The organism is Xanthomonas sp. NCPPB 2866, assembly GCF_041475745.2.
Taxonomy (GTDB): Bacteria; Pseudomonadota; Gammaproteobacteria; order Xanthomonadales; family Xanthomonadaceae; genus Xanthomonas; species Xanthomonas arboricola.
The window spans coordinates 1-22,920 of sequence record NZ_JCAQOC010000002.1 but is presented as its reverse complement, the minus strand read 5'-3'; the positions used below and the strand labels follow the sequence as shown (position 1 = coordinate 22,920).

23 protein-coding genes and 3 pseudogenes are annotated in these 22,920 nt (G+C 64.0%); 13 read left to right on the top strand and 13 right to left on the bottom strand.

The features are described from left to right. Positions 1-52 precede the first annotated feature (52 nt). From ACCQ04_RS20700 to ACCQ04_RS20680, 5 genes and pseudogenes are all read right to left on the bottom strand, one after another. Positions 53-277, bottom strand: a complete 225-nt coding sequence (locus tag ACCQ04_RS20700) for a hypothetical protein (RefSeq protein WP_034015122.1) — start codon at positions 275-277, stop codon at positions 53-55. 20 nt (positions 278-297) lie between these two features. Then, positions 298-930 (bottom strand): ParA family partition ATPase, encoded by a 633-nt coding sequence (parA, locus tag ACCQ04_RS20695; protein WP_233345771.1) that lies wholly within the window; start codon positions 928-930, stop codon positions 298-300. An 80-nt stretch (positions 931-1,010) separates the two neighbouring features. Next, a complete protein-coding gene (locus ACCQ04_RS20690; RefSeq protein ID WP_502063515.1) occupies positions 1,011-1,277 on the bottom strand; it encodes a hypothetical protein in 267 nt (88 codons plus the stop codon). 3 nt (positions 1,278-1,280) lie between these two features. Next, positions 1,281-1,862, bottom strand: a pseudogene (locus tag ACCQ04_RS20685) (recombinase family protein); the annotation flags it as partial. A 442-nt stretch (positions 1,863-2,304) separates the two neighbouring features. After that, a complete protein-coding gene (locus tag ACCQ04_RS20680) occupies positions 2,305-3,147 on the bottom strand; it encodes a helix-turn-helix transcriptional regulator (protein ID WP_003830784.1) in 843 nt (280 codons plus the stop codon). 117 nt (positions 3,148-3,264) lie between these two features. Between ACCQ04_RS20680 and ACCQ04_RS20675 the strand changes: the two genes are divergently transcribed. The 4 genes from ACCQ04_RS20675 (at position 3,265) to ACCQ04_RS20660 (ending at position 6,749) form a co-directional block, all read left to right on the top strand. Next, a complete protein-coding gene (locus tag ACCQ04_RS20675; RefSeq protein WP_032437899.1) occupies positions 3,265-3,798 on the top strand; it encodes a carboxymuconolactone decarboxylase family protein in 534 nt (177 codons plus the stop codon). A 27-nt stretch (positions 3,799-3,825) separates the two neighbouring features. After that, positions 3,826-4,209, top strand: coding sequence for a cytochrome P460 family protein (locus tag ACCQ04_RS20670; RefSeq protein ID WP_285833810.1), 384 nt, complete (start codon positions 3,826-3,828; stop codon positions 4,207-4,209). A 182-nt stretch (positions 4,210-4,391) separates the two neighbouring features. Next, positions 4,392-5,906: an alginate export family protein gene (locus ACCQ04_RS20665; RefSeq protein ID WP_070427540.1), complete on the top strand. Its 1,515-nt coding sequence runs from the start codon at positions 4,392-4,394 to the stop codon at positions 5,904-5,906. 258 nt (positions 5,907-6,164) lie between these two features. Then, positions 6,165-6,749 carry a recombinase family protein gene (locus tag ACCQ04_RS20660; RefSeq protein ID WP_070427539.1) on the top strand — a complete coding sequence of 195 codons (585 nt, stop codon included), beginning with the start codon at positions 6,165-6,167 and terminating at the stop codon, positions 6,747-6,749. A gap of 2 nt (positions 6,750-6,751) precedes the next feature. On the opposite strand, the pseudogene ACCQ04_RS20655 reads toward ACCQ04_RS20660, so the two are convergent. Beyond that, a pseudogene (locus ACCQ04_RS20655) lies at positions 6,752-7,843 on the bottom strand (TnsB C-terminal domain-containing protein); the annotation flags it as partial. A gap of 231 nt (positions 7,844-8,074) precedes the next feature. On the opposite strand from ACCQ04_RS20655, the gene ACCQ04_RS20650 reads away from it, so the two are divergent. The 5 genes and pseudogenes from ACCQ04_RS20650 to ACCQ04_RS20630 form a co-directional block, all read left to right on the top strand. After that, positions 8,075-8,287 (top strand): hypothetical protein, encoded by a 213-nt coding sequence (locus ACCQ04_RS20650; protein ID WP_041855125.1) that lies wholly within the window; start codon positions 8,075-8,077, stop codon positions 8,285-8,287. After that, positions 8,280-9,428 carry a DNA cytosine methyltransferase gene (locus ACCQ04_RS20645; protein WP_264996255.1) on the top strand — a complete coding sequence of 383 codons (1,149 nt, stop codon included), beginning with the start codon at positions 8,280-8,282 and terminating at the stop codon, positions 9,426-9,428. Before ACCQ04_RS20650 ends, ACCQ04_RS20645 begins: the two co-directional genes overlap by 8 nt. Beyond that, the gene (locus tag ACCQ04_RS20640; protein ID WP_372383689.1) at positions 9,428-10,357 is read left to right on the top strand and encodes a DUF4928 family protein; all 930 of its coding nucleotides are present in this window, start codon (positions 9,428-9,430) and stop codon (positions 10,355-10,357) included. The genes ACCQ04_RS20645 and ACCQ04_RS20640 overlap by 1 nt, the downstream gene beginning before the upstream one ends. Beyond that, positions 10,354-10,530 (top strand): hypothetical protein, encoded by a 177-nt coding sequence (locus ACCQ04_RS20635; RefSeq protein ID WP_181424375.1) that lies wholly within the window; start codon positions 10,354-10,356, stop codon positions 10,528-10,530. Before ACCQ04_RS20640 ends, ACCQ04_RS20635 begins: the two co-directional genes overlap by 4 nt. Beyond that, a pseudogene (locus ACCQ04_RS20630) lies at positions 10,524-10,637 on the top strand (antitoxin); the annotation flags it as partial. The gene ACCQ04_RS20635 and the pseudogene ACCQ04_RS20630, both read left to right, overlap by 7 nt. A 158-nt stretch (positions 10,638-10,795) precedes the next feature. Here the strand turns inward: ACCQ04_RS20630 and ACCQ04_RS20625 are convergent. From ACCQ04_RS20625 to traA, 5 genes are all read right to left on the bottom strand, one after another. Further along, entirely contained in the window at positions 10,796-11,134 is a 339-nt protein-coding gene (locus tag ACCQ04_RS20625; protein ID WP_372383688.1) for a hypothetical protein, read from the bottom strand. A 99-nt stretch (positions 11,135-11,233) separates the two neighbouring features. Continuing rightward, the gene (locus ACCQ04_RS20620; RefSeq protein WP_372383693.1) at positions 11,234-12,139 is read right to left on the bottom strand and encodes a S1C family serine protease; all 906 of its coding nucleotides are present in this window, start codon (positions 12,137-12,139) and stop codon (positions 11,234-11,236) included. Then, entirely contained in the window at positions 12,136-12,357 is a 222-nt protein-coding gene (locus ACCQ04_RS20615; RefSeq protein WP_034015104.1) for a hypothetical protein, read from the bottom strand. Before ACCQ04_RS20615 ends, ACCQ04_RS20620 begins: the two co-directional genes overlap by 4 nt. 72 nt (positions 12,358-12,429) lie before the next feature. Then, positions 12,430-12,819 carry a hypothetical protein gene (locus ACCQ04_RS20610; RefSeq protein ID WP_372383692.1) on the bottom strand — a complete coding sequence of 130 codons (390 nt, stop codon included), beginning with the start codon at positions 12,817-12,819 and terminating at the stop codon, positions 12,430-12,432. Between the two features lie 85 nt (positions 12,820-12,904). Next, positions 12,905-16,255, bottom strand: coding sequence for a Ti-type conjugative transfer relaxase TraA (gene traA / locus ACCQ04_RS20605; RefSeq protein ID WP_372383691.1), 3,351 nt, complete (start codon positions 16,253-16,255; stop codon positions 12,905-12,907). A gap of 192 nt (positions 16,256-16,447) precedes the next feature. Here traA and ACCQ04_RS20600 point away from each other — a divergent pair, with 192 nt between their 5' ends. The 4 genes from ACCQ04_RS20600 to ACCQ04_RS20585 are packed head-to-tail and all read left to right on the top strand — an operon-like array spanning position 16,448 to position 19,899. Then, on the top strand, positions 16,448-16,699 hold the full coding sequence (locus ACCQ04_RS20600; protein WP_082380654.1) for a TraC family protein: 252 nt from the start codon (positions 16,448-16,450) through the stop codon (positions 16,697-16,699). Positions 16,700-16,721: 22 nt separating this feature from the next. Continuing rightward, positions 16,722-16,943, top strand: a complete 222-nt coding sequence (locus ACCQ04_RS20595) for a conjugal transfer protein TraD (RefSeq protein WP_021011916.1) — start codon at positions 16,722-16,724, stop codon at positions 16,941-16,943. Positions 16,944-16,976: 33 nt separating this feature from the next. Beyond that, the gene (locus ACCQ04_RS20590; RefSeq protein WP_372383690.1) at positions 16,977-19,487 is read left to right on the top strand and encodes a type IV secretory system conjugative DNA transfer family protein; all 2,511 of its coding nucleotides are present in this window, start codon (positions 16,977-16,979) and stop codon (positions 19,485-19,487) included. Positions 19,488-19,497: 10 nt separating this feature from the next. Then, complete coding sequence (locus ACCQ04_RS20585; protein ID WP_054479712.1) at positions 19,498-19,899, top strand: hypothetical protein; 402 nt, start codon at positions 19,498-19,500, stop codon at positions 19,897-19,899. Positions 19,900-20,073: 174 nt separating this feature from the next. On the opposite strand, the gene ACCQ04_RS20580 is transcribed toward ACCQ04_RS20585, so the two are convergent. Both ACCQ04_RS20580 and ACCQ04_RS20575 read right to left on the bottom strand, forming a co-directional pair. After that, positions 20,074-20,964, bottom strand: a complete 891-nt coding sequence (locus ACCQ04_RS20580; protein ID WP_233345773.1) for a DNA-binding protein — start codon at positions 20,962-20,964, stop codon at positions 20,074-20,076. 942 nt (positions 20,965-21,906) lie between these two features. Beyond that, the gene (locus tag ACCQ04_RS20575; RefSeq protein WP_233345772.1) at positions 21,907-22,920 is read right to left on the bottom strand and encodes a replication protein RepA; all 1,014 of its coding nucleotides are present in this window, start codon (positions 22,918-22,920) and stop codon (positions 21,907-21,909) included.

The following is a 22,920-nucleotide window of genomic DNA, read 5'->3' as shown; positions in this document are numbered from 1 at the left end:
GGTTTCGCCCTTTAGCCGCTAAAATTCAAATGAGTAAATGCGTGTTTGAGCGTCAATCCGGCAGGCTGGCGACATACTCGGTCAATAGTTCCTTGATGGTCTTGCCCTGCCGGGTTGCGTAGATTTTCAGCTTGGTGTGCTGGTCGGCCGACAGTTCAAAATTGACCCGCTTCATGCTGGCGGCGTCGTCGGCCAGGCTGGCAAGTGTGGCGGCTTTGGATTTGTCCGTGCGTGCGCTCGGGCGGCCGGCGCTGAGTGTGGTTGCTGCTTTGCTCATTTCTTTATTTCCTCAAAGTCTCAAATGAGTTTTTGCTGGATTTCGGCGGCCAGGGCGCGAACCTCGGCCGCTGCATCGCCGTCCGGCTCGGATTCAAGAACGGTCGTGCCGGCGGCAGCCGTGCCGGGATAGCTCACGCGCTGCGTGATGCGGGATTCCAGAATGGGCAGCTCGTAGCCTGCCAGGGCTTCGGCGACTTCGCCGCCAATGCGGGTGCCCTTGATGGCACGCGATACGACAAAGGCGGCCTGTAGTTTTCCGTCCGTGACCTCGATGCGCTGCTTGACCAGCTCCACCAGGTCGGCCGTGGCCCAAATGTCGTAAGGCGATGGCTGCACCGGAATCAGCACGAAGTCGGCCGCCTTGATGGCCGACACGGCCAGGTCGGCCGCCTGGGGTGCGCCGTCGATCACGACAAAATCCACCTTGCGAGCTACGTTCTTCACGTCCCGGTCAATGGTCGGCCGGTCGATACCGACAACGGTTAGCGGTTGATCTTCCCGCACGGCTGACCAATCGCGGGCGCTGCCCTGGGGGTCGGAATCGACTAGCAGCACGTCGGCGCCGTCCAGTTGCAAGGCGCGGGCAAGATGGGTGGCGATGGTGGTTTTTCCACTCCCGCCCTTCTGGTTCAGCACGGCAATGACTTTCATGTGTTCTCCCGGTGTAGTGCGGATGATGGCTTACTCATTGCATCATAGCACAATGAGCGAATGAGTAAAGGTGCTTATCATCATTTAGCCGCAATGCGTCGTTCCCGCTCCTGGTCGGCCAGCTCGCCGGGCCAGCTCGCCAGCTCGTCATCGGGCAGGGCCGCCAGGATTTGCGGCAGGCTCTGCGTTCGATACGGCGGCGGCGGCAGGTCATCGGCCGGGCCTTCGTCATCAAGGAATGCCGGGGCTTCTTCCTGGCGTTCATCATCGACGGCCGCCAGGGCGTCGGCCTCGCTCAATGCGTCCTCGGCGAACGCACCACGTCGGCGGGCCTCGGTCTTTGTCACTTCCTCGCCACGCGCCAGCGCCCGGTAAAGGGTCGAACGATGCACGGCCAGCAGCTCGGCCGCTTCCTTCACCGTCCGGCCGTCACGGTCGATCAGCTCGCGGGCGTGCTCGATCTGCGCCGGGGTGAGGGTAGGGCGCGGGCCGAACTTCACGCCTCGGGCCTTGGCCGCTTCCCGGCCGTTCCTGGTGCGGTCGATGATTAGGGAACGCTCGAACTCGGCGATGCCGGCAAACACGGTCAGAACCATGCGCCCGGCCGGGGTGGTGGTGTCGGCCCACGGCTCGGCCAGGCTGCGCAAGCCCGCGCCGACCGCCTGGATACGCTCGGCAATGTCCAGCAGGTCGCGGGTGCTGCGGGCCAAGCGGTCAAGCCTGGTCACGGTCACAACGTCGCCAGGGCGCAAGTGATCGAGCACGCGGGCCAGCTCGGGCCTGTCGCGCCTGGTGCCGGTGATCTTCTCGGCAAAGATGCGCGTGCAGCCTGCGGCGTGCAGCTCGGCGCGTTGGTTGGTCAAGTCCTGGTCGTCGGTGCTGACACGGGCATATCCCAGCAGCAGGCCAGCGGCGGCGCTCTTGTCTTTCATGGCGTAATGTCTCCGGTTCTAGTCGCAGGTATTCTATTTCATGCAACTAAAACACGCGACACAAAACGCCAGGGAAAGGGCAGGGCGGCTGTCGTTTTCAGAAGACGGCTGCACTGAACGTCAGAAGCCGACTGCACTATAGCAGCGGAGGGGTTGGATCCATCAGGCAACGACGGGCTGCTGCCGGCCAATAGCCGACAATGACGACACTGGAAATCCCCGCCTGTGAGCGTCGGCTCAGGGCGGGACAGCGTCATCCAGCTACCTGCGCCACTGACTCAGCCTTGTCCAGCCGGCCGCGCCGCACGAACAGACTGACCAGCCGTTGACGGATCGCCACCTGGAGTTCCGCCAGTTGTTCCGGCGTGATGCGAATTTCACCCGCTCGACGAGCGCAACACCGGCGCCGCCTACGCCAAGAACCGGCGAATCGAACTCAAACTCACGAACCGCTGAGCGCCGCGTCACCGCGCTGCTGCGCCAGCCAGTCGCGCGGGGCGCAGCCCATGCGCACGCGGAAGGCGCGCGCCAGAGCGTTCGGGCTGCCGTAGCCGACGCGGTCGGCCACCACCGCCACCGGCCGCCCCTGCTTGAGCAGGGTGCAACTGACGTTCATCCGCCAGTCGGCCAGATAGTCGCCCGGCGTGACGCCCACCGCGTCCTTGAACGCGGCGGCGAAGCGCGCGCGTGACATGCCCGCCTTCGCCGCCAGCGCCTCGAGCGACCACGCGGTCTGCGGCGCATCGTGCATGGCGGTTATGGCGCGCGCGAGTTTCGGGTCGGCCAGGCCCGCCAGCAGTCCGGTGGCGCCAAGCCGCCCATCCATCAGATAACGCAGCAACTGGATCAGTAGCAACTCGCACAAGCGGTCGATGGCGGCCTGCCGACCGCACTGGTCGCGCTCGGCTTCGGCAAACAGCAACTCTAGCGTCGGCCCGAGGCCGGGCAAGTCCGCCAACGGAATCAGCAGCATCGACGGCAAGGCCATGGCCAACGGATTGCCCGTCGAAGCGCCCAGGTCGACCTCCGCACACAACTGCTCAGCGGTATCGCCGGGGGCGGCGACAAAACGATGCGACGCCACGCGCGGATAAAACAGCAGGCTCGGCTCGGTAACCAGCAGATCTTCATGCACGGGCGAACGCGCCGTAATCGGGCCGCGCCGCACCAGATGGATATAGCCATGCGGCGCCGCGTAATGATGCTGCCCACAGAAGGCGCCGCTGTGAAAAACGCGCGCCGAAAGCGAGTAGTGCCGGAGCAAGCCGGCCAGTCGATCCGCCATTCCACTCTCCATATAAGACGATAGGTTACGTATTTGATACTTTACGTGCCATATCGTACCAAACAAAGGGCGATCATGCCCACGTGCTCTTGCACCTCACCCACTACGGAGATAGACATGACCCAAATCGCCCCCCTGACCATCGACACCGCTGACGCCGCTACCGCTGCCACACTCAAGGCCGTCAAAGCCAAGCTTGGCATGGTGCCGAACCTGTTCGCCACGCTGGCCCACGCGCCGGCGGCGCTCAATGGCTACCTCGGCTTGTCCGAAACGCTGGGCACCGGCCGCCTGAATGCCTCCCAGCGCGAGATCGTTGCGCTCGCTGCCGGTCAAGCCAATCGCTGCCAGTATTGCCTGAGCGCACACACCCTGATCGGCAAAGGTGCCGGACTGTCGGCAGAGGCCATCGCCGCGGCCCGCACCGGCCAGGCGGCCAACGCACTTGACGATGCAATCGCCGGCTTTGCCCGCGCGCTGGTCGAGCAACGCGGCGTGGTGTCGGCCGACGCCATGGCCAACTACCGCCGCGCGGGGCTCGACGACGGCCTGATACTGGAAGTGATCGCCAACGTCGCGCTGAACACGCTCACCAACTACACCAACCACATCGCCGACCCCACGGTGGATTTCCCCGTGGTCGCCGTCTGATCTCCATAGGCATATAAGGAGAACACGATGAAAATCGCACTCACCGGCGCTCTGCTCGCCAGCGCCCTCGTCCTGCCACTGGCCGTCACGGCCGGCGACTTTTCGCCCTATGTGGACAGCCAGGGCGGCATCAGCCGCCCCACAGACTTCCGCACAAACTTCGTCCACCTGGGCTCATATGCGGTGTTGGACGAAAAATCCGCCTCTCGCGGCTTGCACGATGTGTACACCGAAAAGGCCTCGGCCGAGCACTACCGCAAGACCGGCAAGTTCTTGGACGGCGCCACGCTGGTGAAAGAGATCCGCAAGCTCGAAACCAGCGCCATGACCACTGGCAACCCTGTGGTCTGGGGTTCCGATGCGGCCGTGTGGTTCGTGATGGTCAAGGACGCCAAAGGCCGTTTCTGTTGATTTCCACTGAGAAGTGACCCGGGTAGGGCGTATATCGGAAATCCTGCTGTCCGCAGCTTGATCTCCGCGATTGCGGATTAGCCCGCGCGAGACTGCGCAAGAGAACTTCAAAATGATGTGAACGACCTCGCTTGTGGGGCTGCTGGACTGCGGCAGACAGGGGCGTCGTCTGGGAGAAGGCTGTGTTGAAAGGTTCCAAGACGATCGTGTGCGGCTGTCTGCTGGGAGCAGCGATCATGACCGGGTCGACTGTCGCCCTGGCGCAATCGGTGCCTCCGGCCAGCACCGAGGACGAGTCCGCAGGTGGCCCGATGGGCAGCCAGGCGCAACCCGGTGTTCGCCCCCCACGATCGCAGCCCCGCGCTGCCGTGGCGGTCCCCGGCGGGCAGACGGGAACGCCGAACCTTCCCCAGGCGATCCGCTGGACGGAGGACTGGTCGCAGCCCGTCAGCAAGGATGCGCCATTGATCGACAGGATCAAGCACATCCCGATCGGCTCGGATGACATATACCTCTCCCTCGGCGGTGAGGCGCGCGCATACTACACCGCCTGGGATCATCAGAATGCCGGGCGCACTGCGAATGACGCCAATGACCCGGTGCAGCGTCGCTTGCGACTGCTGGCCGATCTGCACATGGGGCCGCACGTCCGGGCCTTTGTGGAACTGGGCGACAATCGTGAGTACGGTTCCAGCCTGGTCACTCCGCCGAACCGGGGGCCCTTCGACGTCGAGCAGGCGTTCCTCGATGTGACGGTGCCGCTCGGCAAAGCTGGAAAGTTGACGTTGCGTCCTGGTCGGTTCGAAATGCCGCTTGGCAACGGCAAGCTTGTCACGCTGCGGGACGGTGTCAATCAGCGTGTGCTCTATCAGGGCCTGCGCGCGACCTATGCCCTTCCCGGCAAGATCTCTGTCGACACGTTCGCCGTTCGCCCCGTAAACATTAAGGACGGCGAATTCAACAATGCCCCTAACCACACACAGTCATTCCACGGCGTTTACGTCAGCGCTCCGCACGTGGTGGCTGGCTTTGGCGTCGACGGGTACTGGTTCCAGGTGAAGCGTGACACTGCATTGAACGCTCAGGGCAGGGCCTCCGAGAACCGTAGCAGCTGGGGTGCGAGGCTGTGGCAGCGCACTGCGACCTGGGATCTCGACGTGGAAGGTACCTACCAGTCCGGTCGCTTTGGAACCAAGGACATCAGCGCATGGGCGATGATGATGGATGGTGGTTATACCTTCCCCAAGGTTGCCCTTCAGCCGCGCCTGGGGCTCAGAGCCAATGTATTTAGCGGCGACGGCAACGCCGGTAATGACACGCTGGGTACCTTTGTCGCGCCTGCGCCTCGTTATCAGATGCTCAATGCCGGTGTTTTGTTCAACTACTCAAATTTGATGAACCTCAACCCAACGCTTACGCTGAAGCCGGCGCGATCGGTGACGATTGTGACCGGGGCCCAACTTTACTGGCGCCATCGCATTGCAGACGGCGCTTACGTCGGGCCTGCCGGTGCATCGTTTGCGTCCGCTTCCGCTCGGCGGATCGGTACCGCCATGGAAATCGACATATCATGGCAGGCCACCAAGCGCCTGCAATTCGGCGTGGCCAACAGCTATTTCATGCCGAGCAAGTCGCTGGAAAGCGTTGGCGGCAAATACGGGAACTACTTCGGCGCCTACACCAGCTTGAGATTCTGAGGGGTTTCCCGATCGCCATCTGTCGCCTCCGGCCGCTGACTGGCATAGACTGCGGTGGTCCATTCGTCATGTTAGAGCGGTTGGATTAGGTCCGGAGCGACCAACTGGGGCGCAATGCTGCCATGTCGGAAACCGCATGTTTCCCGACAGGGGACGACGCAAACGGATTGAAGCTCCATGATCGCGGCTGATTATGCGCGACAAACCCTGTCGCTTTGACCTACTGTGCGACAACATTGATCCAGGGGTTTGTCGTACATGCTCATCGGGTACATGCGTGTCTCATCGGTCGACGACCGCCAGTCGGTCGACCTCCAGCGCGATGCTCTGCTCGCCGCCGGCGTCGATGAACGCCATCTCTATTCCGATAAGGCATCGGGCGCCCGGGATGATCGCTCCGGCCTGAAGACGTGTCTGGAATACCTGAAGGAAGGCGACACCCTGATCGTTTGGAAGCTCGACCGCCTTGGGCGATCCTTGGCCAACCTGCTGACCATTATCACCGACCTGAAAGTCCGGGGCGTGGCTTTTCAATCGCTGACGGAGCAGATGGACACAACCACGCCCCACGGAGAATTGTTGTTTTCGCTTTTCGGCGCGCTTGCTCAATATGAACGCGCGCTTACGCGCGAGCGGGTGATGGCGGGACTGGCGGCGGCAAAGCGCCGGGGCAGACGCGGCGGTCGACCGCCGAGCATCGACGCGGAGACGATCGAGCAGATCACGGACGCACTCAATGCTGGTGCAAGCAAAGCGTCAGTGTGCCGGTCCTTCAAGGTGCCCCGATCGACCCTCATCGGCACGCTCGATCGGATTGGCTGGACGGGGCCAGCCAAGGCCTAATGGAGCAGGCCGTTGTGCACGGAGCCGTGATAGGTGCCTACCGCCAACGCGAGCCAGCGCTCCAGCTCGCGCAGCGTCAGGGTGGCCATCTTCTCGGAATCGTACTCGCCGCGCTGGCCGGGATTGGAGAAGGTCGTCCCCGGTAATTCGTCGTGGATCATCTGCATCGCCGTGCCGATGATCCGTTCCACGATGCCGCCGTAGTGCGGCTGGCCTGGTGGGCGATAGTCCAGCCGGATGCCATGCTGTTCGCAGCCACGGCGCAGCGCTTCGCTTTTGAACTCGGCCGCGTTGTCCAGATAGAGCAGCCTGGGCTTGCCGCTCATCGGCCAGTCCATTTCCACATTCAGCCCTTCCAGCCAGGGCCGCTTGTCGCAGGCGGCATGCGCGAGGCATAGGCCGACCGAGACGGCGGACGGCGCTTCCAGCGTGACCACCATGCCGAGTACGCAGCGCGTGAACACGTCGATGGCGAGGGTCAAATATGGGCGGCCAATCGGTTGCCGGTCGCGCTCGTCGACCACGATCAGGTCGATGACGGTGTGGTCGATCTGCACCTGTTCCAGCGGCATGGTGACTTCTGGCGGAATGCCACCCGCGCCTTGCAAGGGACGGGCAGCGTCCTGCCCGCCCCGGCTGCGGGCTATTTTCGCCGGGTGTAGTCCGGCAATCCGCTGGGCCACGGTGTTGCGCGCCGGCACCGGCAGCTTCTGGGTTTTGCACGCCTGCGCGACTTCGCGGTGGAACGCCGCCAGGCTGCGTTTCTGCTTGGTCAGGAAGCGCTTTTGCAGCAGCTCGCGGATGATGCGCTCGACCGGTTCCGGCAAGCGCCCCTTGCCTTTGCCGCCGCCGGATCGGCCGGGCGTCAGGTCTGTTACCAGGCCAGTACCCTGCCGGGCGCGACGGATCAGGACATATACCTGTCGCCGGGACAGGCCCAGCGCTTGGGCTGCCTCATCGGCGGCTTCATGCCCGACCACCTCAAGCGCTGCCAGTGGCCCGATGATTTCCGTCCGGTGCCGGGCTTGCGCCCATGCCTCGTCGGGCAGGGTGGCCACGCCTTGCGCGGCAATCGGTGGAGTGTCTGATGTCATGCCCAAACCTCGCTTTGGTGCACACGAGTATTGAGCATAGTCGAGATTGGTGCAGACGACTCCTGATATTGGGCTGTCAGGAGCCGTATGCACACCAGGCGTTACATCCAGTCAGATGGTGCGGTCGTCTTCTGAAAACGACAGCGGCAAGCTGTCGCACAACTTAGGACTTATGCGACGCTTACAATAAATTCCTTGGCCTTGAGCCACGATGGCGCCACAATGGCGCCCATGAAAGCCGACCGCAAAGATTCGCGCTCTAGTGCGCTGGAACGTATCAATCTGCGCCTCACTCCCGAGGTGCTGAAAGCCATTGATGCCGAATGCTCGCGCCGGGCCGGCAGCGTATCGCGCAACACTTGGATTACCGAAGCCGTGACGGAACGCCTGGGGCGTCTCGCTTCGTCATCGCACCCGCAAGGTGCAGGGGGAGCCAATGGCTAATTTCTATGAATTTTTCGCCGGTGGCGGCATGGCCCGCGCCGGCCTTGGCCCCGACTGGCAATGCCTGCTCGCCAATGACTTCGACCCGAAGAAGGCGGCCAGCTACGCCGCGAATTGGGGTGCCGATCATCTGCGCGTCGGTGACGTGGCCGCGCTGACTACGGCCGACCTGCCGGCCGGCGCTGACTTGGCTTGGGCCTCGTTCCCTTGCCAAGACCTTTCCCTAGCCGGTGCCGGTGCTGGCCTCAAAGGCGACCGCTCCGGCACTTTCTGGCCGTTCTGGCAGCTCATCAAAGCCCTGGGGGATGAAGATCGAGCGCCGCGCCTGGTGGTGCTGGAAAACGTATGCGGCGCCCTTAGCTCGCACGATGGCAAAGACTTTGCCGCGATCAGCTCGGCCCTGTCGAACAACGGCTATCGGTTCGGTGCCGTGGTCATCAACGCCGTTCATTTCCTGCCGCAGTCGCGGCCGCGCCTGTTCATCATCGGCGTGCGCAAATCCTCGCCGATTCCTCGCGCCCTGGTCGCCAGCGGCCCGGAAGGGGAATGGCATCCGTCCGCGCTGGTCGAGGCTTACGGCAAGCTCTCGAAGCGTGCGCAAAGCTCTTGGGAATGGTGGCACCTGCCGGCGCCTCCGGCCCGCACGTCGATCTTTGCCGACCTGGTGGAAGATAAGCCGCACGGCGTCACCTGGCACACGGCCGCCGAAACAAAGAAGCTGCTCGGCATGATGAACCCGCTAAACCTGGCGAAAGTTGAAGCAGCCAAGAAAGCCGGTGGCCGCCAGGTCGGCACGATCTACAAGCGCACCCGCGCCGATGGCCCGAACGGCGAGAAGGTGCAACGCGCCGAAATCCGTTTCGATGACGTGGCCGGTTGCCTGCGCACGCCTACCGGCGGTTCAAGCCGTCAAACCATCATGGTGATTGAAGGCAAGCGCGTTCGTTCGCGTCTGCTGTCGCCGCGTGAAGCGGCCCGCCTCATGGGCCTGCCGGACACCTACGCGCTACCCAAGAACTACAACGATGCTTATCACCTGGCCGGCGATGGCGTGGCCGTGCCGGTCGTGCGCTTCCTGGCCGCACATATCCTAGAACCGCTGTTAGCGGCGGCCCTGGCGGTCGAGAAGAAGGCAGCGTAATGACGGACTTGGTAACGGCCCTGCGGGACTTCAACAAAGATCGGAAATTCAACCGCAAAGGCCCGCTGTGCGTTGCGCTGGTCGTCACGCAGCACGCCCGAAAGGGTCTGCCGCTCAACCCCGACGAGCTGCTGACCGAAGCCGGCGGCCAGGTTCTCGGCCTGGGCCGTGGCGCTGTGCAAGCGGTTCTGAACCGCCACGACATTACCCGCGTTTTAGCCGCTGAAGGCGGCCGCACCAGTCGCGGCAGCATCAGCAACATGCGCGAATATGTGGCCTTCCTCAACGGCCTGGCCGCCGCCGGCGTGGTCGATCTCGATGCCGTTGAAGCGTTCTGGATTGAGCGCGTGCATGAGTTCTTTTCGGCCAAGCCGTTCAAGATTCGCCTGGATGCCTCGCGCAGCCTGCGAACGCTGGTGCGCGACATGATCGCCCAAGCCGAAGAACGGCAGCGCAACACGCCGGGGATGCAGTATGCCGGCGCGGTGCTGCAACACCTGGTAGGGGCCAAGCTCGATTGCGCCCTGGGTGCAGGCCAGTTCGAGCACAACAGCTTTTCAACGTCTGACGCCCAATCGGGCCGCAATGGCGATTTCTTCATTGGTGATGTGGCTATCCATGTCACCACGGCGCCCGGCGAAGCGGTCATTGGCCGTTGCCGCGACAACATCGACGACGGCCACCGGCCGATCATCGTTACGACGGCGCGGGGGCTGACGGTCGCCGAAGGGCTGGCCGAAAATGCCGGCCTGGGCGAACGCATCGACGTTTTCGAGGTTGAACAGTTCGTAGCCCTGAACCTCTACGAGCTGGGCAAGTTCGCGGCCGAAGGCCGGCGCGTGGCTGTGGGTGAAGTGGTGACGCGCTATAACGAGATCGTGGAAGAAGTCGAAACCGACCCAAGCCTGAAAATCGAATTTCGCCAATGAGCAATAAAGCCGCCACCATCAGCGCCGCCGTTCCTGCGGACGTGAAAGCCGAAGCGGCCGCCGTCGCGGCAGCGCACGGCATGAGCCTGGCCGCCCTGGTGCGCGAGCTGGTGGCCCGCGTGGCCGCCCGCGAAGCTGAAACGCTGGCCTGGCTCGATGAGGCCCGCCGATGAGCCGCCCGCGCTACACGCTCGATGAGCTGCTGGCCGAATCCGACTATTCGCAGCCGCTACCGCCCGAAGAACGGGAATGGGTCGATGCGCCCGCCGTTGGCCGCGAGTGGCCGGCCTGTGAAACCCTGGAAGGCGAGGGGCTGGCCAGCATCGACAGTTCCGACGATGACGGCCGCGACGGTGGATCTCATCGCCAGGAATGACGATGCAAGATCCAGACGTGAAAAGGGCGGCCAGTGGCCGCCCTTCTTGTTCCTGGTCGCCGTTACCGGCTCGCGTTCCAGTCTGCCATCTTCAACTGTGCCAGGGCTGATTCAGCGTGCAGCCTCTCCAATGCGGCCGCCTCGCGGGCGCGAAGGGTGGCAAGCGATACCGCCAGCAGCTCGCGCCGCTCGGCCGACAAGCCGGGTTCGCGTAGCTCGGCCTCGATGCTGTCCATTGTGTTCTGCGCCCGGCTCGCCGTGACCTGGTAGGCGTCATAAGCCGCCTGGACGGGGGCCATGATCGAGAACCGGGCCGCGTCGGTATCCTGGCCGGCGTGCGCGGTCAAAGCCATCAGAAGGGCGGCCACGGCCGCCAGCGGGAAGGAATTGCGAAGTTTCATAGCTGTTGCTCCAAAGGTTGAGATTCAAACATCGTGACGCCCGGCGGCGTCCGGTATCGACCTGGGCGCAAGCGCCCGGCCTTCGAGTTCCTGGAAGGCTTACCGGCTGCGCTCGATAAGCTCCGTTGCCACGGCCAGCGCCGTGCCAATCGGCACGGCCTGGGTAAAGGCGGCATCGGAATGGCTGACCACGCCGACCGCTTCACCTCTCGCACTGACGACAAGCCCGCCCGAGTTGCCGCCAGTCACGGGCGCGTCGATCTGCAAGGCTTCATCAGCGGAAAACCGGGCGCTTTCTGCATACCGGCTCACAATGCCCGCGCTCACGCTGAACCCACGGCCGCCAGGTGCGCCGATGGTCAATACCGGCTGGCCCTGAATCGGCATGGCTCCCGTTTTGATCGGCTGGCCGGGTTCGCTGACGCGCAACACGCCCACGTCGCGCCGTAGGTCAAGGCCGATCAGCTCGGCATCCAGCCAGCGCCCGGCGGCCGTCTGCACGCGATAGCCGCTCTTGCCGTCGATGACGTGGGCGGCGGTGAGGACATAGCGGCCATCTGCGATAAACGCGCCGCTGCCGATGGTCTGCCAGTGGCGCGGCTCCTGGTCGCGGCTTTTCAGCCAGAAGCGGACAGCGCCAAGGGTGGCCGTCGCCGGGTTGGATTGAACGCCAGGAACAAGCCAGACGCGGCTTTCATCGTCCGGCCTGGTGACAAAGGGCAGGGCGGCCACATTCACGGCGGACGGGATGACCTGGGGAATGATGCGCGGCCAGTCGGCGGCATCCGGCACGCCGTCGCCCTGGCCTCGCAAGGCGGCGGCGGTGATGCCTTCCGCAATGCTCCGGCTCCGGGCTGAATAGGCGTCGTTGTCGTGTTCGGCGAAGCGATAAAGGGCGTTTGCGTTCGCCTCGGTCGTGGCGACGGTGTAGCCCGCCACGGTCAAGGATGCGCCCGCCAGGATGTAGGCCGCCAGGGCGGCACGTCGCCAGGTCTGCGCCTTCATCGTGCGCCCTCCTTACCATCGGCCGGCGGCTGGATGGTGCCGTCCATGATGGCATCGCGCACGGCGACATCACCGGCATTGAGCCAACCGGCGTGCGTCCGGTAGGCGTGCCAGAACATGCCGCCGGTGCCGATCAGGACGGCCAGCGAAACGGCAAAGGTAATCCGATATTTCGTTAGGTCGCGGCGGGTGCCGCCGGTAACATTGCAAGTAGCCATGATTTCACCTCTATGTCAGGTGGGTTGTGGTCAGGTGTCCAGGCGGGTTGCCGCCTTCCTGGGCACCGCTTTTTAGCGGCTGAAACTGCGGGACTGCTCCCGGTCGCGTGCCGCCTTCTCCTTGAACCGTTCGGCGATTTCCCGCGCCTTGGCTTGCTTCACCTGGTCGCCGTTCTCGTTGTCCCGGTTCAATTCCTTTGCCAGCGCCTTTGCCTGCTGGCCGTTGATCTCGTTGCGGTCGTTGCGCTGCTCGGCGCTGTCCTGGTTCTGCGCGTCCAGCTCGAAGCCCTGGGCCTGCTTGGCCTTCGGCTGCTCGGCCTCGATGTTCTGCGACGACAGCGCGGCCGCCTGGCCGTGCCGCTCTAGCCGCTCTTGGTCTTTCGCCTCGCGGCGCTCCTGGGCCTGCTCGATCTTCATTGCATAACTCTTGGCAAGTTCTTCGTTCGTCGGTTCGGTGCTCATCGTCTTTCCTCCTGGCGTAAATCTCAAATTCTCATTTACTCATTGCATCATAGCACTAAACGCAAATGAGTAAAAGCGTTTTAACTCAATAACCGCGCCCGCCATCGCGGCCGCGCTCCTGTTCGCGCTGCTGCTGTCGGCTGCGCGTGATTTCCTGCGGATTGCGTGCATACCTGTCGGCAAGCTCGCGCTGCATCTTGTCCAGTTCGACGGCCTGACGCTCTTTCGGCATGGCGTTGAACCGCTCGATGCGCTCGCGCAGCTCGCCCGGCAGCTCGCGCCAGGCGCTCGGGTTGCGGTCGCTGTATCCAGCAAAGCCCGCCTGCCGCTTCACGGCCAACGCCTTGAACTGGTCGGCTTCTCGCTTGGCGTACATCTCGGCCCGCTTCTGGTCTTGCTCGCTGACCTGGACGGGTGCAGGGCGCTCCGGCTCGGCCTTGGCCTGGCCCTGCTGCGCCAGGCCCGCAAAGGCCCGCTGCTGGCCTTCCTGCATGATCGCCGCCGAATGGTGCCGGGGGTCTTTCCCGGCCGCCTGGAACTCCTGGGCGACGGCAAGCTGTGCGCGTGCCACGTCCAGCGCCAGGCCACCGCCTGCGGCCTCGGCCCGCTCGATGCCGGCGCGGAATCCGGCCAGCGGGTCGGGTGCCGGGCGCTCCACCTGGGGCCGCTGCTGCGGCGCTGCCACCTCGCCGCGCTCCTGGCTGACCTGCTGCCGGAACTTCGCCGCGATTTCAGCCGCCCGGCGCTTCTTCTCGTCCTCTGGCGTGCGCTCGACCTGCTCCGGCCGCTGCATGGTCGGCTTGCCTGCAATGTCGGTCGCGGGCATGAGGTCGGGGCGGCCGTGGCGTTCCAGATTGCGGCGCAGGGCATCGCGCATCTTCCCGGCCAGTGCCGACACCTTGGCGCGGCCACGTTCCAGCCAGCGGCGCACCACGCTTTCACCGTCGAAGCCTCGCCGGTCGGCAAAGTCCAGCGTGCTTTCTTTCGGGCGCTCACGGCCCAGCACCTGGGCCAGCTTCCCGGCGGCCAGCTCGGCCGCGCCGCGAACGTGCCAGGTGTTGCGCTCGGCAGTCGTGCCGTCCGGCAAGCGCACGGTTTCAGAGCCGCCATGCTCCAAGCCGATACGGTCGCCGCGCTTCGCGCCACTGGATGCAATGGCGCGTTCAAGATCGACGCCCCAAATGGTGTGCCGCTCGCCCTTGTCGTTCTCCAAGGTGGCAAAGTAGCTGGCCCGGTTCTCCGGCTTGTTCTCGTAGGGCGCTGCGCCATGATCGACCAGGCGGCCGGCGCGGCGGTCGGTGAAGTCGTCGGCTCCTGCAAACAGGGTCGCCGCCTCGCGGTGCCGGGTCATGCCGACATAGGCAAGGCTCCTATCCATGCCGGGGGTCGCCAGCAGGTAAGCCCTATCGACGGTGACGCCCTGGGCCTTGTGAATCGTGACGGCGTAACCATGATCGACGGCGGCATATTGGGACGCCTGCACCTGCCGCGCTTCGCCGCTGTCCAGACGCACGGCCAGGCTTCCATCTTCGGCGCGCTCGACGGTTCCAAGGGTGCCGTTCTTCACGCCTAGATCACGGTCGTTTTTCAGGAACACGATGCGGTCGCCTGGGGCAAATTCCCGGCCTCCACGCTCGGCCATAAAGCGGGCCGTGCCGCGCAGCTCGCCGCGTTCCTTGCGGGCCTCGCGCACGGCTTCATTGAGCGCCTGAACGTCCTTATTGCTGTGGGCAAGGATGATCTGGCTACCCCTGCCCTGGTCGCCGACATAGGCGGCCGCCAGACCGTCGCGTGCAGCGTCCCGGCTGTCGTGAATCTGGACGTGTCCGCGCTCGGCGTAGGCCGCCAGACCATCGGCCACGGAACCACGGGCAAACTGCTGGCCCGCCTCCCGCGCCCATGCCTCTTTCTGGCGTCGAACCTCGGTGATTTCTGCCGCGCCGACATGCTGCACAACGCCACGGAAAGCCGCGCCCGCCTCGATGGCGGCAAGCTGCTTATCGTCGCCAAGCAAGACCACTTTTGCCCCGGCCTGTTCGGCGGATTTCAGCACGCGGCCAAGCTGGCGACTGCCGATCATGCCCGCTTCGTCGATCACCAGAACGTCGCGGCTGGTGAGTTTGTCTTTTCCGTTCTTCCAAGCAAATTCAAGGCTGGCAAGCGTGCGGCTGTCGATGCCGCTGCCCGCCTGCAATTCGTCGGCTGCTTTGCCCGCCAAGGCCGCGCCGCGCACGTTCAAGCCCTGCGCCTGCCACGCCTCGCGGGCTACCTTCATGCTGAAAGATTTACCCGTGCCAGCATCGCCGATGACTACGGCCAGGCTGCCCGGTTTGAGGACGTGCCGGACGGCGTTTTTCTGCTCGGCCGATAGGGTGCCAGCGCCATCAATAGCGGCGTTCGTGATCGGGCTAGAAACACCGTGCCGCCCTGCCTGTGCCAGACGCTCGGCGCTGTCCACCATGCCGCGCTCGGTGTCGATCATCTCGCGGGTGGAGAACTTCGCCGGCTCGCGCCCGCTGGCCGGTTCCATCTCGACCAGAAGCGGCGAATTTTCCAGCCGGGTAAGCAAGCCCTGGAACTGGTCGGCGTCGTCAATGTAGCGGTTCAGCTCGGCGGCAATATCGCGGCGCGTGAAAACGGCCTGCGTTGCCGTGATCTTGTCTAGGATGATCTCCGGGCGCTCGGTGATCTGCTGCGCCTGTTCCTGCCGGTCGGCGTTGTGAATGTCGATGCGGTCGGCGTCCAGTCCGCGCCTATCCATCGCCACGGCATCGCGGCCTATGTGCTTGGTCGGCGTGAGTTCCACGCCTTGATCTGCATAGCTCCGATGATCTACGCGGGCGCTGATTTCGGCACGCTCTAGCGCCTCGTTTGTCAGCTCGGCCCATTGCCTGCGAATGTCGGTAATGTCGCCCTGGCTGGTGCCGGGAATGCCCGCCTTCTGCCTGTCCTTGTTTGCCAGCTCAATGACGGCCTTTGCGCCTAGCCTTCCATCCTCGCTAATGGTGCGCGTGGTCGCCAGCATATGAACGTGAAAATTTCGGTCGTCGCCGTCCTTGTCGGGCGCATGGATGCAAACATCCACAGCCACGCCGTAGCGGTCGGCGATGGCCTGCCCCATGCGCGTTGCCAGCTCTTTACGGTCGGCGTCGTTCAGCTCATGCGGCAGGGCTGCCCGCCACTCGCGGGCCACTCGCGCATCTTTGCGCTTCTCTGCGGCCTCGGCGGCATTCCACAAGGCGGCACGCTCGGGAACTGGCACGCCTTCGGGCGTGACGATCTCCGACGAAAGAACGCCGCCCTTCCGGGTGAAGTCGAACGCTTCACCGGTGCGCTCATCTACCAGCGACGACGCGGAACGATAGGCGGCAGCGGCCACGGCGCTATGCCCGGCCGCCCGTCCTATCGTGTGCGTGTTTAGGTGGTAGATCGCCATTTCTTCCCTTGGCGTTTTAGCCGCTAAAAAGGGGTGCAGGGGTATCCCCTGCCGGACAAGGGTTGCGCAGCAACCCGTAAGTGCGCATTTCGCTGTTGCTCACGACTATACCAGCGCCGTGCCTTCCCCGCCAGCCTCGCCGGTGGTAAGATCGTGTGCGCATAACCCACAATCTCGAAAGGAGCTACAACGATGGCACGAAAAACCCTATCCGAACGCAAGGCCGACAAGCTGGCCGAACTGAACCGCATCAAGTCGGAACTGGCCGATCTGGAAAACAAGGCAGCCGAGAAAATCGGCAAGATTGCCATTGCCGCCGGTCTTGGTGATCTCGAAATAGATGATGCTCAACTGCGGAAGGAGTTTGAGGCTATCGCCTCAAAATTTCGCAAAAGTGAAGGCAAGCAAGCTGCTTCGGTGGCGGCAACGCCTAGCGCAGATTGAGCGCAACTTAGGACGCTTGCGGATGAACGCCAGGAGAGAAGATGCACGCCGGAAAATTCAGCTAGGCGGCTTGGTCATCAAGTCCGGCATGGCGGACTATCCGGCATCCGTGATCTTGGGCGCTTTGACCCTCGCAGCTGGTGCGCTCAAAGGGCCAAACGCTGACGCCACAAAGGCACGTTTTGAAGCGGCAGGTGACGAGGCTTTTTCCGATGATGGAGAGGACGGCGGCAACCGTTCCTAGCCGTCAATTTTTGACCTGACATAGAGGTGAAACATGATGGACGTGAAAGATTTACTTTCGAGAATGTGGGCCGCCGTGGTGGCGGTGTTTTTCGGGGCGTTCGTGTTGTCGTTGGCAAGCACGGCGCACGCTCGCGTTTTCCCCGAATGCAACCCGGCAGCAGAGGCCGCGAAGTTCTATGGCGCGGAAAATGTAGATGCCTGGGTGAAGCGGGTTTGTGACGCGCAGGAAGCGGCTTTCCAGACTTGGGAAGCGAACCTGCAAATGCTCGACATTGGGCAGCAAGATTTGTCGATGGCGACGAACGCCGGAAACTGGCAAGCCTACCGGGACAAGTGGGCCGAATTACTGCCAGTGTTGAAGGAACTGGAAGCCGCTGCGGTGGCGAACCGGAACGCGCCAGGTGCGGCTAACATCCTTAGCCTGTATCGCAACGATTTGGGCCTGTTCTTGCAGAATGCGGGCCTTGCCTCGGCGGGTAGCCTGGACGATTTCAGCGCCCGGATTCTGGCGGGCCTGGACGGCGAACGGCCAGCGGCGGCAGCAACGGCTGGCGTCAATGTGGTTCAGCAGTCAGTGACGCGAGGCATTGAGTTCGGCAAGGGCGTTGGCACGGCAGAAGCCGATAAGGTGCTGGCCGAATATCGCGGCCAAATGGAACAGCGCACGGCGGAACGCATGGAACAGCTCGGCGGCTCGACAATGGGCGGCTATTTCGGCGGCTTCGGCACGCGCATCAAGGCCGCTTTCGGTGGCTGGTTGTTCTACCTGGTCACGGTCTGCTTTATCGGTGCCTGGATGGCGCACAAGCGCCGACAAAACCCGGTCACGGTCGGCACGGCCGTTGGCCTTGCCTTCCTCGTTCCATCGGTCGGCATGTTGCTTCTGCTCGTGTTCGCGCCGTTCATTCCGGGCTGGTTCATCCTCGCCGCGACGGTCGCCGGGACGGTGGCAACGTATCTGAACGCGGGCCGGGTGTTCGGCTGGCTGGCTGGCGTGGTTGGTGCCGAATCTCCGACCGGGAAACGGCTGCGCATCCTCGGTGGAACAATCGAAAACCTGCGCGGCCAGGTGCAGCCATCCGGGCCGGTCGCGGCCGCTGCGGTCGATAACAGCAGCACGCATCCGCTTGGTTCGCACGGCTCGGCACGATGGGGAACGGTCGATGAAATCCGCCAGGGCGGCCACCTGGTCGCGCCCGGCAAGCCGGGCGGTTTTGCCCTGGGCCGTGTGCCTGACGCTCTGGCCGGCATGGATGCCCGTTTCCGCTTCGTCGGCCATGTCGTGACGGTCGCCCCTACCGGCTCCGGCAAGGGTATTGGCGCGGTGATTCCGAACCTCTTGGACTATCCCGGCTCGGCCCTGGTGCTGGACGTGAAAGGCGAAAACGCGGCCGTGACGGCCCGCGCCCGGCGGGCGCTCGGCCAGGCGGTCTATTCGGTCGATCCGTTCGCGGTGAATGGCGACGGCGGCGCGGCCTTCAACGTGCTTGACCGGCTCGACGTGTGGAACCCGGATTGTGTGAGTGAATCGGCCATCCTGGCCGATGCCCTGGTGATCGCCGAAAGCAAGGGCGATGCCGTGCATTTCGATGAATCGGCAAAGAACTTCCTGCAAGGCTTGATGCTGCACGTTGCCGGGCTGGATGACGCGGAACGCCGGAACCTGGGCGAGCTGCGGCGGCTGCTCACGGCGGGAGAATCGGAGTTCTTCGACGTGTTGGGCGCAATGTCGGCCGACGATACGGCGGCCTTCGGCATCCCGGCCAGGGCGGCAAATACGCTCATGGGCATGGCTGACAAAGAGCGCGGTTCGGTGCTTTCGACGGCACGCCGGAATACGGCATTTCTGGATGACCCGCGAGTGTCGGCCGCGCTGTCGCGCTCCGACTTCGATCTGTCGGAAATCAAGGCCACGGCCATGACGGTTTATCTTGTCATGCCCGCCAATCGCATCGGGCCTAATGCCCGCTTCCTGCGTCTGTTCATCAGCTCGGTAATTGCGGCCATCACATCCAGCAACGTGCAGCCCGCGCACCGTGTCGCCTTCCTGCTCGATGAGTTCGGCCAGCTCGGCTACATGAAACAGATTGAGGATGCCGTTTCACTGCTGCGCGGCTACGGCCTGGCCTTCTGGGTGTTCATTCAAGACCTGTCGCAGCTCAAAGGCACCTATCCCAAGTGGCAAACCTTCCTGGCGAACAGCGCCAAGTCGTTCTTTGGCACGGACGATTACGACACGGCCAAATACATCAGCGACAGCCTGGGCAAAGCCACGATTGAGTTTGAGACGGAAAACACCGGCAAGAACAGCGGCAGCGGCCTATCAGGCGGCGGCGGCTCGATGAACCGGGGCAAGAGCACCGGCACAAGCCAGCAATTCACCGGGCGCGAACTGCTGACGCCGGATGAAGTCATGCGCCTGGGGCCAGAGCATCCGATTGTCCTGGTGCGCGGGGAACGCCCCTACCTGCTCGACCGGCTGAACTACCTGGCCGATGCTGAATATGCCGGGCGCTTCGATGCGAATCCCTACCATAGCTGAGGGATGACGTATGGCGTTCATCATCGCGGCGGTTCTCGGTGTCATCGCCCTGGCGTGGTTCCTGCGGCGGCTGTTCCCTGCCCTGTTCGCGGCGGTGTTCGTGCTGTTCGCGCCGGTGTGGCTGGTCGGCGGTGCGCTGCTCGATCTGCTGCGCCGGCCGCTGGCCTTCCTGCGGCCGGTTGGCCTCGCCCTGGCCCGCCTGGTCGGCTTCGTCCTGGTGCTGCCGCTATTGCCCTTCATCTTCGCCTGGTCGTTCTTCGCGGAGCTGTGGCGACAGTTCCGGCCGCCGTCGAAGGCCAGCGCCCCGGCACCGGCCGGGGTCAAGCCGCCCACGCCGATGCAGGCCGCCACAAAGCGCACGGCGGATGTGATCGACCTAGCGGCATTTCGCCAGCGGCAGGAAAAAGAATAAAAGAGTTTTTGAGCCTTACATTTTATGAGTAAATGATTTTAGCGGCTAAAACGGGCCGCCCCTCAAGTGTCAATATCAGGCCGGAACGCGCCCCATGCTTCCGGCCTTTTCTTTGCCTGCGCCTGTGCCAGCCCGCCAACGAAGGCGGGTTATTGACACTTGAGGGGCAGGCACTCACTCGCCGCCGGGCTTCTTCTTGGTCGGCTTGGCTTCGGCTGGCGTGATGCGGGCCAGCAGAGCGGCGGATTGCTCTTTGAGGGTGTCGATTTGCCCGGCCATGCGTGCGGCTTCCTCGCGGGCCTGGCCGGCGGTTTTCGTGGCCTGGTCGCGTTCGGCCTGGGCAGCGGTGAGGCGTTCGGCCATGCGGTGCGCTTCGGTTGCTGCGGCCTTGCGTTGTTCCTGGTGCGCTTCCTGTTCGGCTTCGGCCTTGGCCTGCACCTTCGCCAGCTCGCCGCGCACCTGGTCGAGTTGGGCGGCGGCGGCCTGGCTGGTCTGGTGCGCCCTGTCCAGCTCCGTGCGCAGCTCACCGGCGCGGCGCTCGATCTCCTGGGCGCGTGCCTCGGCCGTGTGTGCCTGTTCCTGGGCGGCGGCCAGTTGGCCGCGCAGCTCGGCGGCTTCGCCGCGTGCGGCCGCTTCGGCGGCCTCGATGGACGCCAGGCGGGATTGCAGGGCTTCCAGCTCGCCGGCCTGACGCTCGAAAGCCTCGGCCAGCTCTTGCCGCATGGCGTCTTGCTCTACCCGCTCGGTTTCCCATGCGGCCTGCGCACTGCGTAGGGATTCGTTCGCCAGTTCCTGCGCCTGCTGCCAGATCGTCGCTACGGCCGCGCTGCTGGCCTGCTGCACGGATTCCGGCACGGCCACGGCCACCGGCGCGGCCTGGGCCGTCTGCGCCCTGCGCCATTCCTTCATTACGGCACTGGCGGCGTTCATATCCACGCGGGCGGCACGGCGCACGGCATCGACCGTGGGCATGGCCTGGCGGCCCGACTGCTCGAAAAGATCGGAGGCGGCGGCAATGATGCGCTCGCGCACGTCGGCGGGGATTTGGGGGGCTTGCTGCGTCATGGCTTTGGCTCCGGCGGATAAGATAAGAATAATAATACTATTCTTCTTCTTATTATGCAAGCGGTTATTTTCGCCCGGTTCTTGGGTCAGCCCGGCCGGGAGCGCGTGACGGTCGAAAATCGGCCCTGTGTGGCCCGTGGCGGCGTTTTCTAGGGTCGGCGGCACCTATCCCCTACCCTCGCCCTCTTTCGCGCTTCCTGCGCGTCCCTGTGCGGCCTGGGTGCATTGCTTGGCGGTCGTCATCGTCGGATTTGGCGATGCTGGCCAGCTCGATAGCTTGGCGGCCCTTCTTTCTTGGCGTTCAACCTTGCGGCCTTCCAGCCCGCGCAGGTGTTCGAGTTGAGCGCAGGCGGTCGGCCTGCCCGCTTTTCCCTGCTAAACCGCTTTTGACGGCCTTTCAGCGGGCGCGGTGCTGGATGTGGGTGCAGGCGGTGGAGCTGGCACCGGCGCGGCGCGGCGTGCCGCGCCTGGTAGATGCCTGGCCGCAGGCCAGCCATTTATGAGCGGCCACCGGCCGCGATAGGCCGACGCGAAGCGGCGGGGCGAAGGGAGCGAAGCGACCGGAGGGTAGGCGCGCCCGTAGGGCGTTGCGGCGGTTCGGTTCGCGCTGTCGGTGAGTTATCCACCGATAGGCGCAGCCAATTACAAGGCAATTATTTATAGGATAAAAGATTAAAGGCAAACCTTACAGGTTTAGGGGGGGGGCGATTTCACGAACCAAAGGGGGGCGATTTCACGTGGATAACCCGCCTTGGGGGGGTGCGATTTCACGAACTAGGGGGGGGCGATTTCACGTGGATAAGTGCCGCTATCCACAGGGTTTGTCCCCAGTTCGCCTGGCCGGGGGAGTTGCTGGCCAGGCTGCGCCAGAAACGAAACGGCCGCCTCGATCTTGGGCGGCCGCTCTGGCGTCTAGGGGGGGGGCGATTTCACGAAGTTTAGCTAAACCGTTGGGCCGCCCTTGTAGGGAATCGGGGGGGGCGAGCCGATCATCAGCACACCACCCCTAACGGGCTTCACCTTGGCTTGCGGATAGACGGCCAGCACCTTGCGCAGCACCGGCAAGAACTCCTTTTTGAAATCCTTGTCGGGGTCTTTGCCCTTGTATTCCTGGGCGAACTGCTCACGCAGTGACTTCCAATGCAGCGTTACGCCCTTGCCCTCGATACGGTGCAGTCGGTGTGCAAGCCACGCATAGACATCCAAGGCCAGTGCAGAGCCTTTCAGCGCGTGCAAGGCGCGATTGTCCAGCGGCACGGCGCTGTCGATAAGGGAGCTGTAATAGTCCTCGGATAGCACCATGACGCCGGGCCATAGAGCACGTTGCTGGGTGTCCTTGTTCGACACCCAAGCGTCGAACTGTTGCACCGGCTGGCCGTTGTAGGTGCGGCCCTTGAACCCGAGTTGCAGGCGGGCGGCTGCAAGGGCGTGCATCTGCTTTCGCAACGTCGTATAGCGGCGGCCGTCGCTCTCCATCCCCATGAGCCGCAGGAACTCGGCGGCGCTGTCACCGATGGGAATTTCCCGCTCCTTGTTGCGCACGGCAAAGGTGGAAACCCACGCCAGGCCAAGCCGGGGCATGACGCCATAGGGGATAGGTTGCAGCACCGGCCCCTTCCCTTCATCCAGGTAGCCGGCCTGGACATTGACCCAGGCCGCGCCGGACTGCCGCATGAACTCGCGGCCTTCGACCTTGGCGCGAGGCAAACCAACCTGGCACAGCACCGCATGGGTAAAAGCCATGTCCTCGCCGGCTGGCGGGCTGGTGGCAATCTCCGTGCTGGCCTCGATCAGCTTTTGATCTCGCTCGCTCAAAATGATGCCGGCGGGCGTGATCTTCTTGGTTTGGCGCTTCGGTGGCGGCAAGGCTGCCTTGGCTTCCGCCTGGGCCAGCAGGTCGCCCATGATCTCGCTGATCTGCTGCGCGCCCTGCCCTTCTCGCTGCTTCTTTGTCAT

Coding starts and splice junctions, on each gene's coding strand:
- ACCQ04_RS20650 (WP_041855125.1), top strand. CDS start 8,075: ATGAAAGCCGACCGCAAAGATTCGCGCTCTAGTGCGCTGGAACGTATC.
- ACCQ04_RS20610 (WP_372383692.1), bottom strand. CDS start 12,819: ATGAGCACCGAACCGACGAACGAAGAACTTGCCAAGAGTTATGCAATG.
- ACCQ04_RS20575 (WP_233345772.1), bottom strand. CDS start 22,920: ATGACAAAGAAGCAGCGAGAAGGGCAGGGCGCGCAGCAGATCAGCGAG.
- ACCQ04_RS20670 (WP_285833810.1), top strand. CDS start 3,826: ATGAAAATCGCACTCACCGGCGCTCTGCTCGCCAGCGCCCTCGTCCTG.
- ACCQ04_RS20600 (WP_082380654.1), top strand. CDS start 16,448: ATGGCACGAAAAACCCTATCCGAACGCAAGGCCGACAAGCTGGCCGAA.
- ACCQ04_RS20590 (WP_372383690.1), top strand. CDS start 16,977: ATGATGGACGTGAAAGATTTACTTTCGAGAATGTGGGCCGCCGTGGTG.
- ACCQ04_RS20580 (WP_233345773.1), bottom strand. CDS start 20,964: ATGACGCAGCAAGCCCCCCAAATCCCCGCCGACGTGCGCGAGCGCATC.
- ACCQ04_RS20620 (WP_372383693.1), bottom strand. CDS start 12,139: ATGAAGGCGCAGACCTGGCGACGTGCCGCCCTGGCGGCCTACATCCTG.
- ACCQ04_RS20595 (WP_021011916.1), top strand. CDS start 16,722: ATGAACGCCAGGAGAGAAGATGCACGCCGGAAAATTCAGCTAGGCGGC.
- ACCQ04_RS20615 (WP_034015104.1), bottom strand. CDS start 12,357: ATGGCTACTTGCAATGTTACCGGCGGCACCCGCCGCGACCTAACGAAA.
- ACCQ04_RS20660 (WP_070427539.1), top strand. CDS start 6,165: ATGCTCATCGGGTACATGCGTGTCTCATCGGTCGACGACCGCCAGTCG.
- ACCQ04_RS20640 (WP_372383689.1), top strand. CDS start 9,428: ATGACGGACTTGGTAACGGCCCTGCGGGACTTCAACAAAGATCGGAAA.
- ACCQ04_RS20700 (WP_034015122.1), bottom strand. CDS start 277: ATGAGCAAAGCAGCAACCACACTCAGCGCCGGCCGCCCGAGCGCACGC.
- parA (WP_233345771.1), bottom strand. CDS start 930: ATGAAAGTCATTGCCGTGCTGAACCAGAAGGGCGGGAGTGGAAAAACC.
- ACCQ04_RS20645 (WP_264996255.1), top strand. CDS start 8,280: ATGGCTAATTTCTATGAATTTTTCGCCGGTGGCGGCATGGCCCGCGCC.
- ACCQ04_RS20625 (WP_372383688.1), bottom strand. CDS start 11,134: ATGAAACTTCGCAATTCCTTCCCGCTGGCGGCCGTGGCCGCCCTTCTG.
- ACCQ04_RS20675 (WP_032437899.1), top strand. CDS start 3,265: ATGACCCAAATCGCCCCCCTGACCATCGACACCGCTGACGCCGCTACC.
- ACCQ04_RS20635 (WP_181424375.1), top strand. CDS start 10,354: ATGAGCAATAAAGCCGCCACCATCAGCGCCGCCGTTCCTGCGGACGTG.
- ACCQ04_RS20680 (WP_003830784.1), bottom strand. CDS start 3,147: ATGGCGGATCGACTGGCCGGCTTGCTCCGGCACTACTCGCTTTCGGCG.
- traA (WP_372383691.1), bottom strand. CDS start 16,255: ATGGCGATCTACCACCTAAACACGCACACGATAGGACGGGCGGCCGGG.
- ACCQ04_RS20585 (WP_054479712.1), top strand. CDS start 19,498: ATGGCGTTCATCATCGCGGCGGTTCTCGGTGTCATCGCCCTGGCGTGG.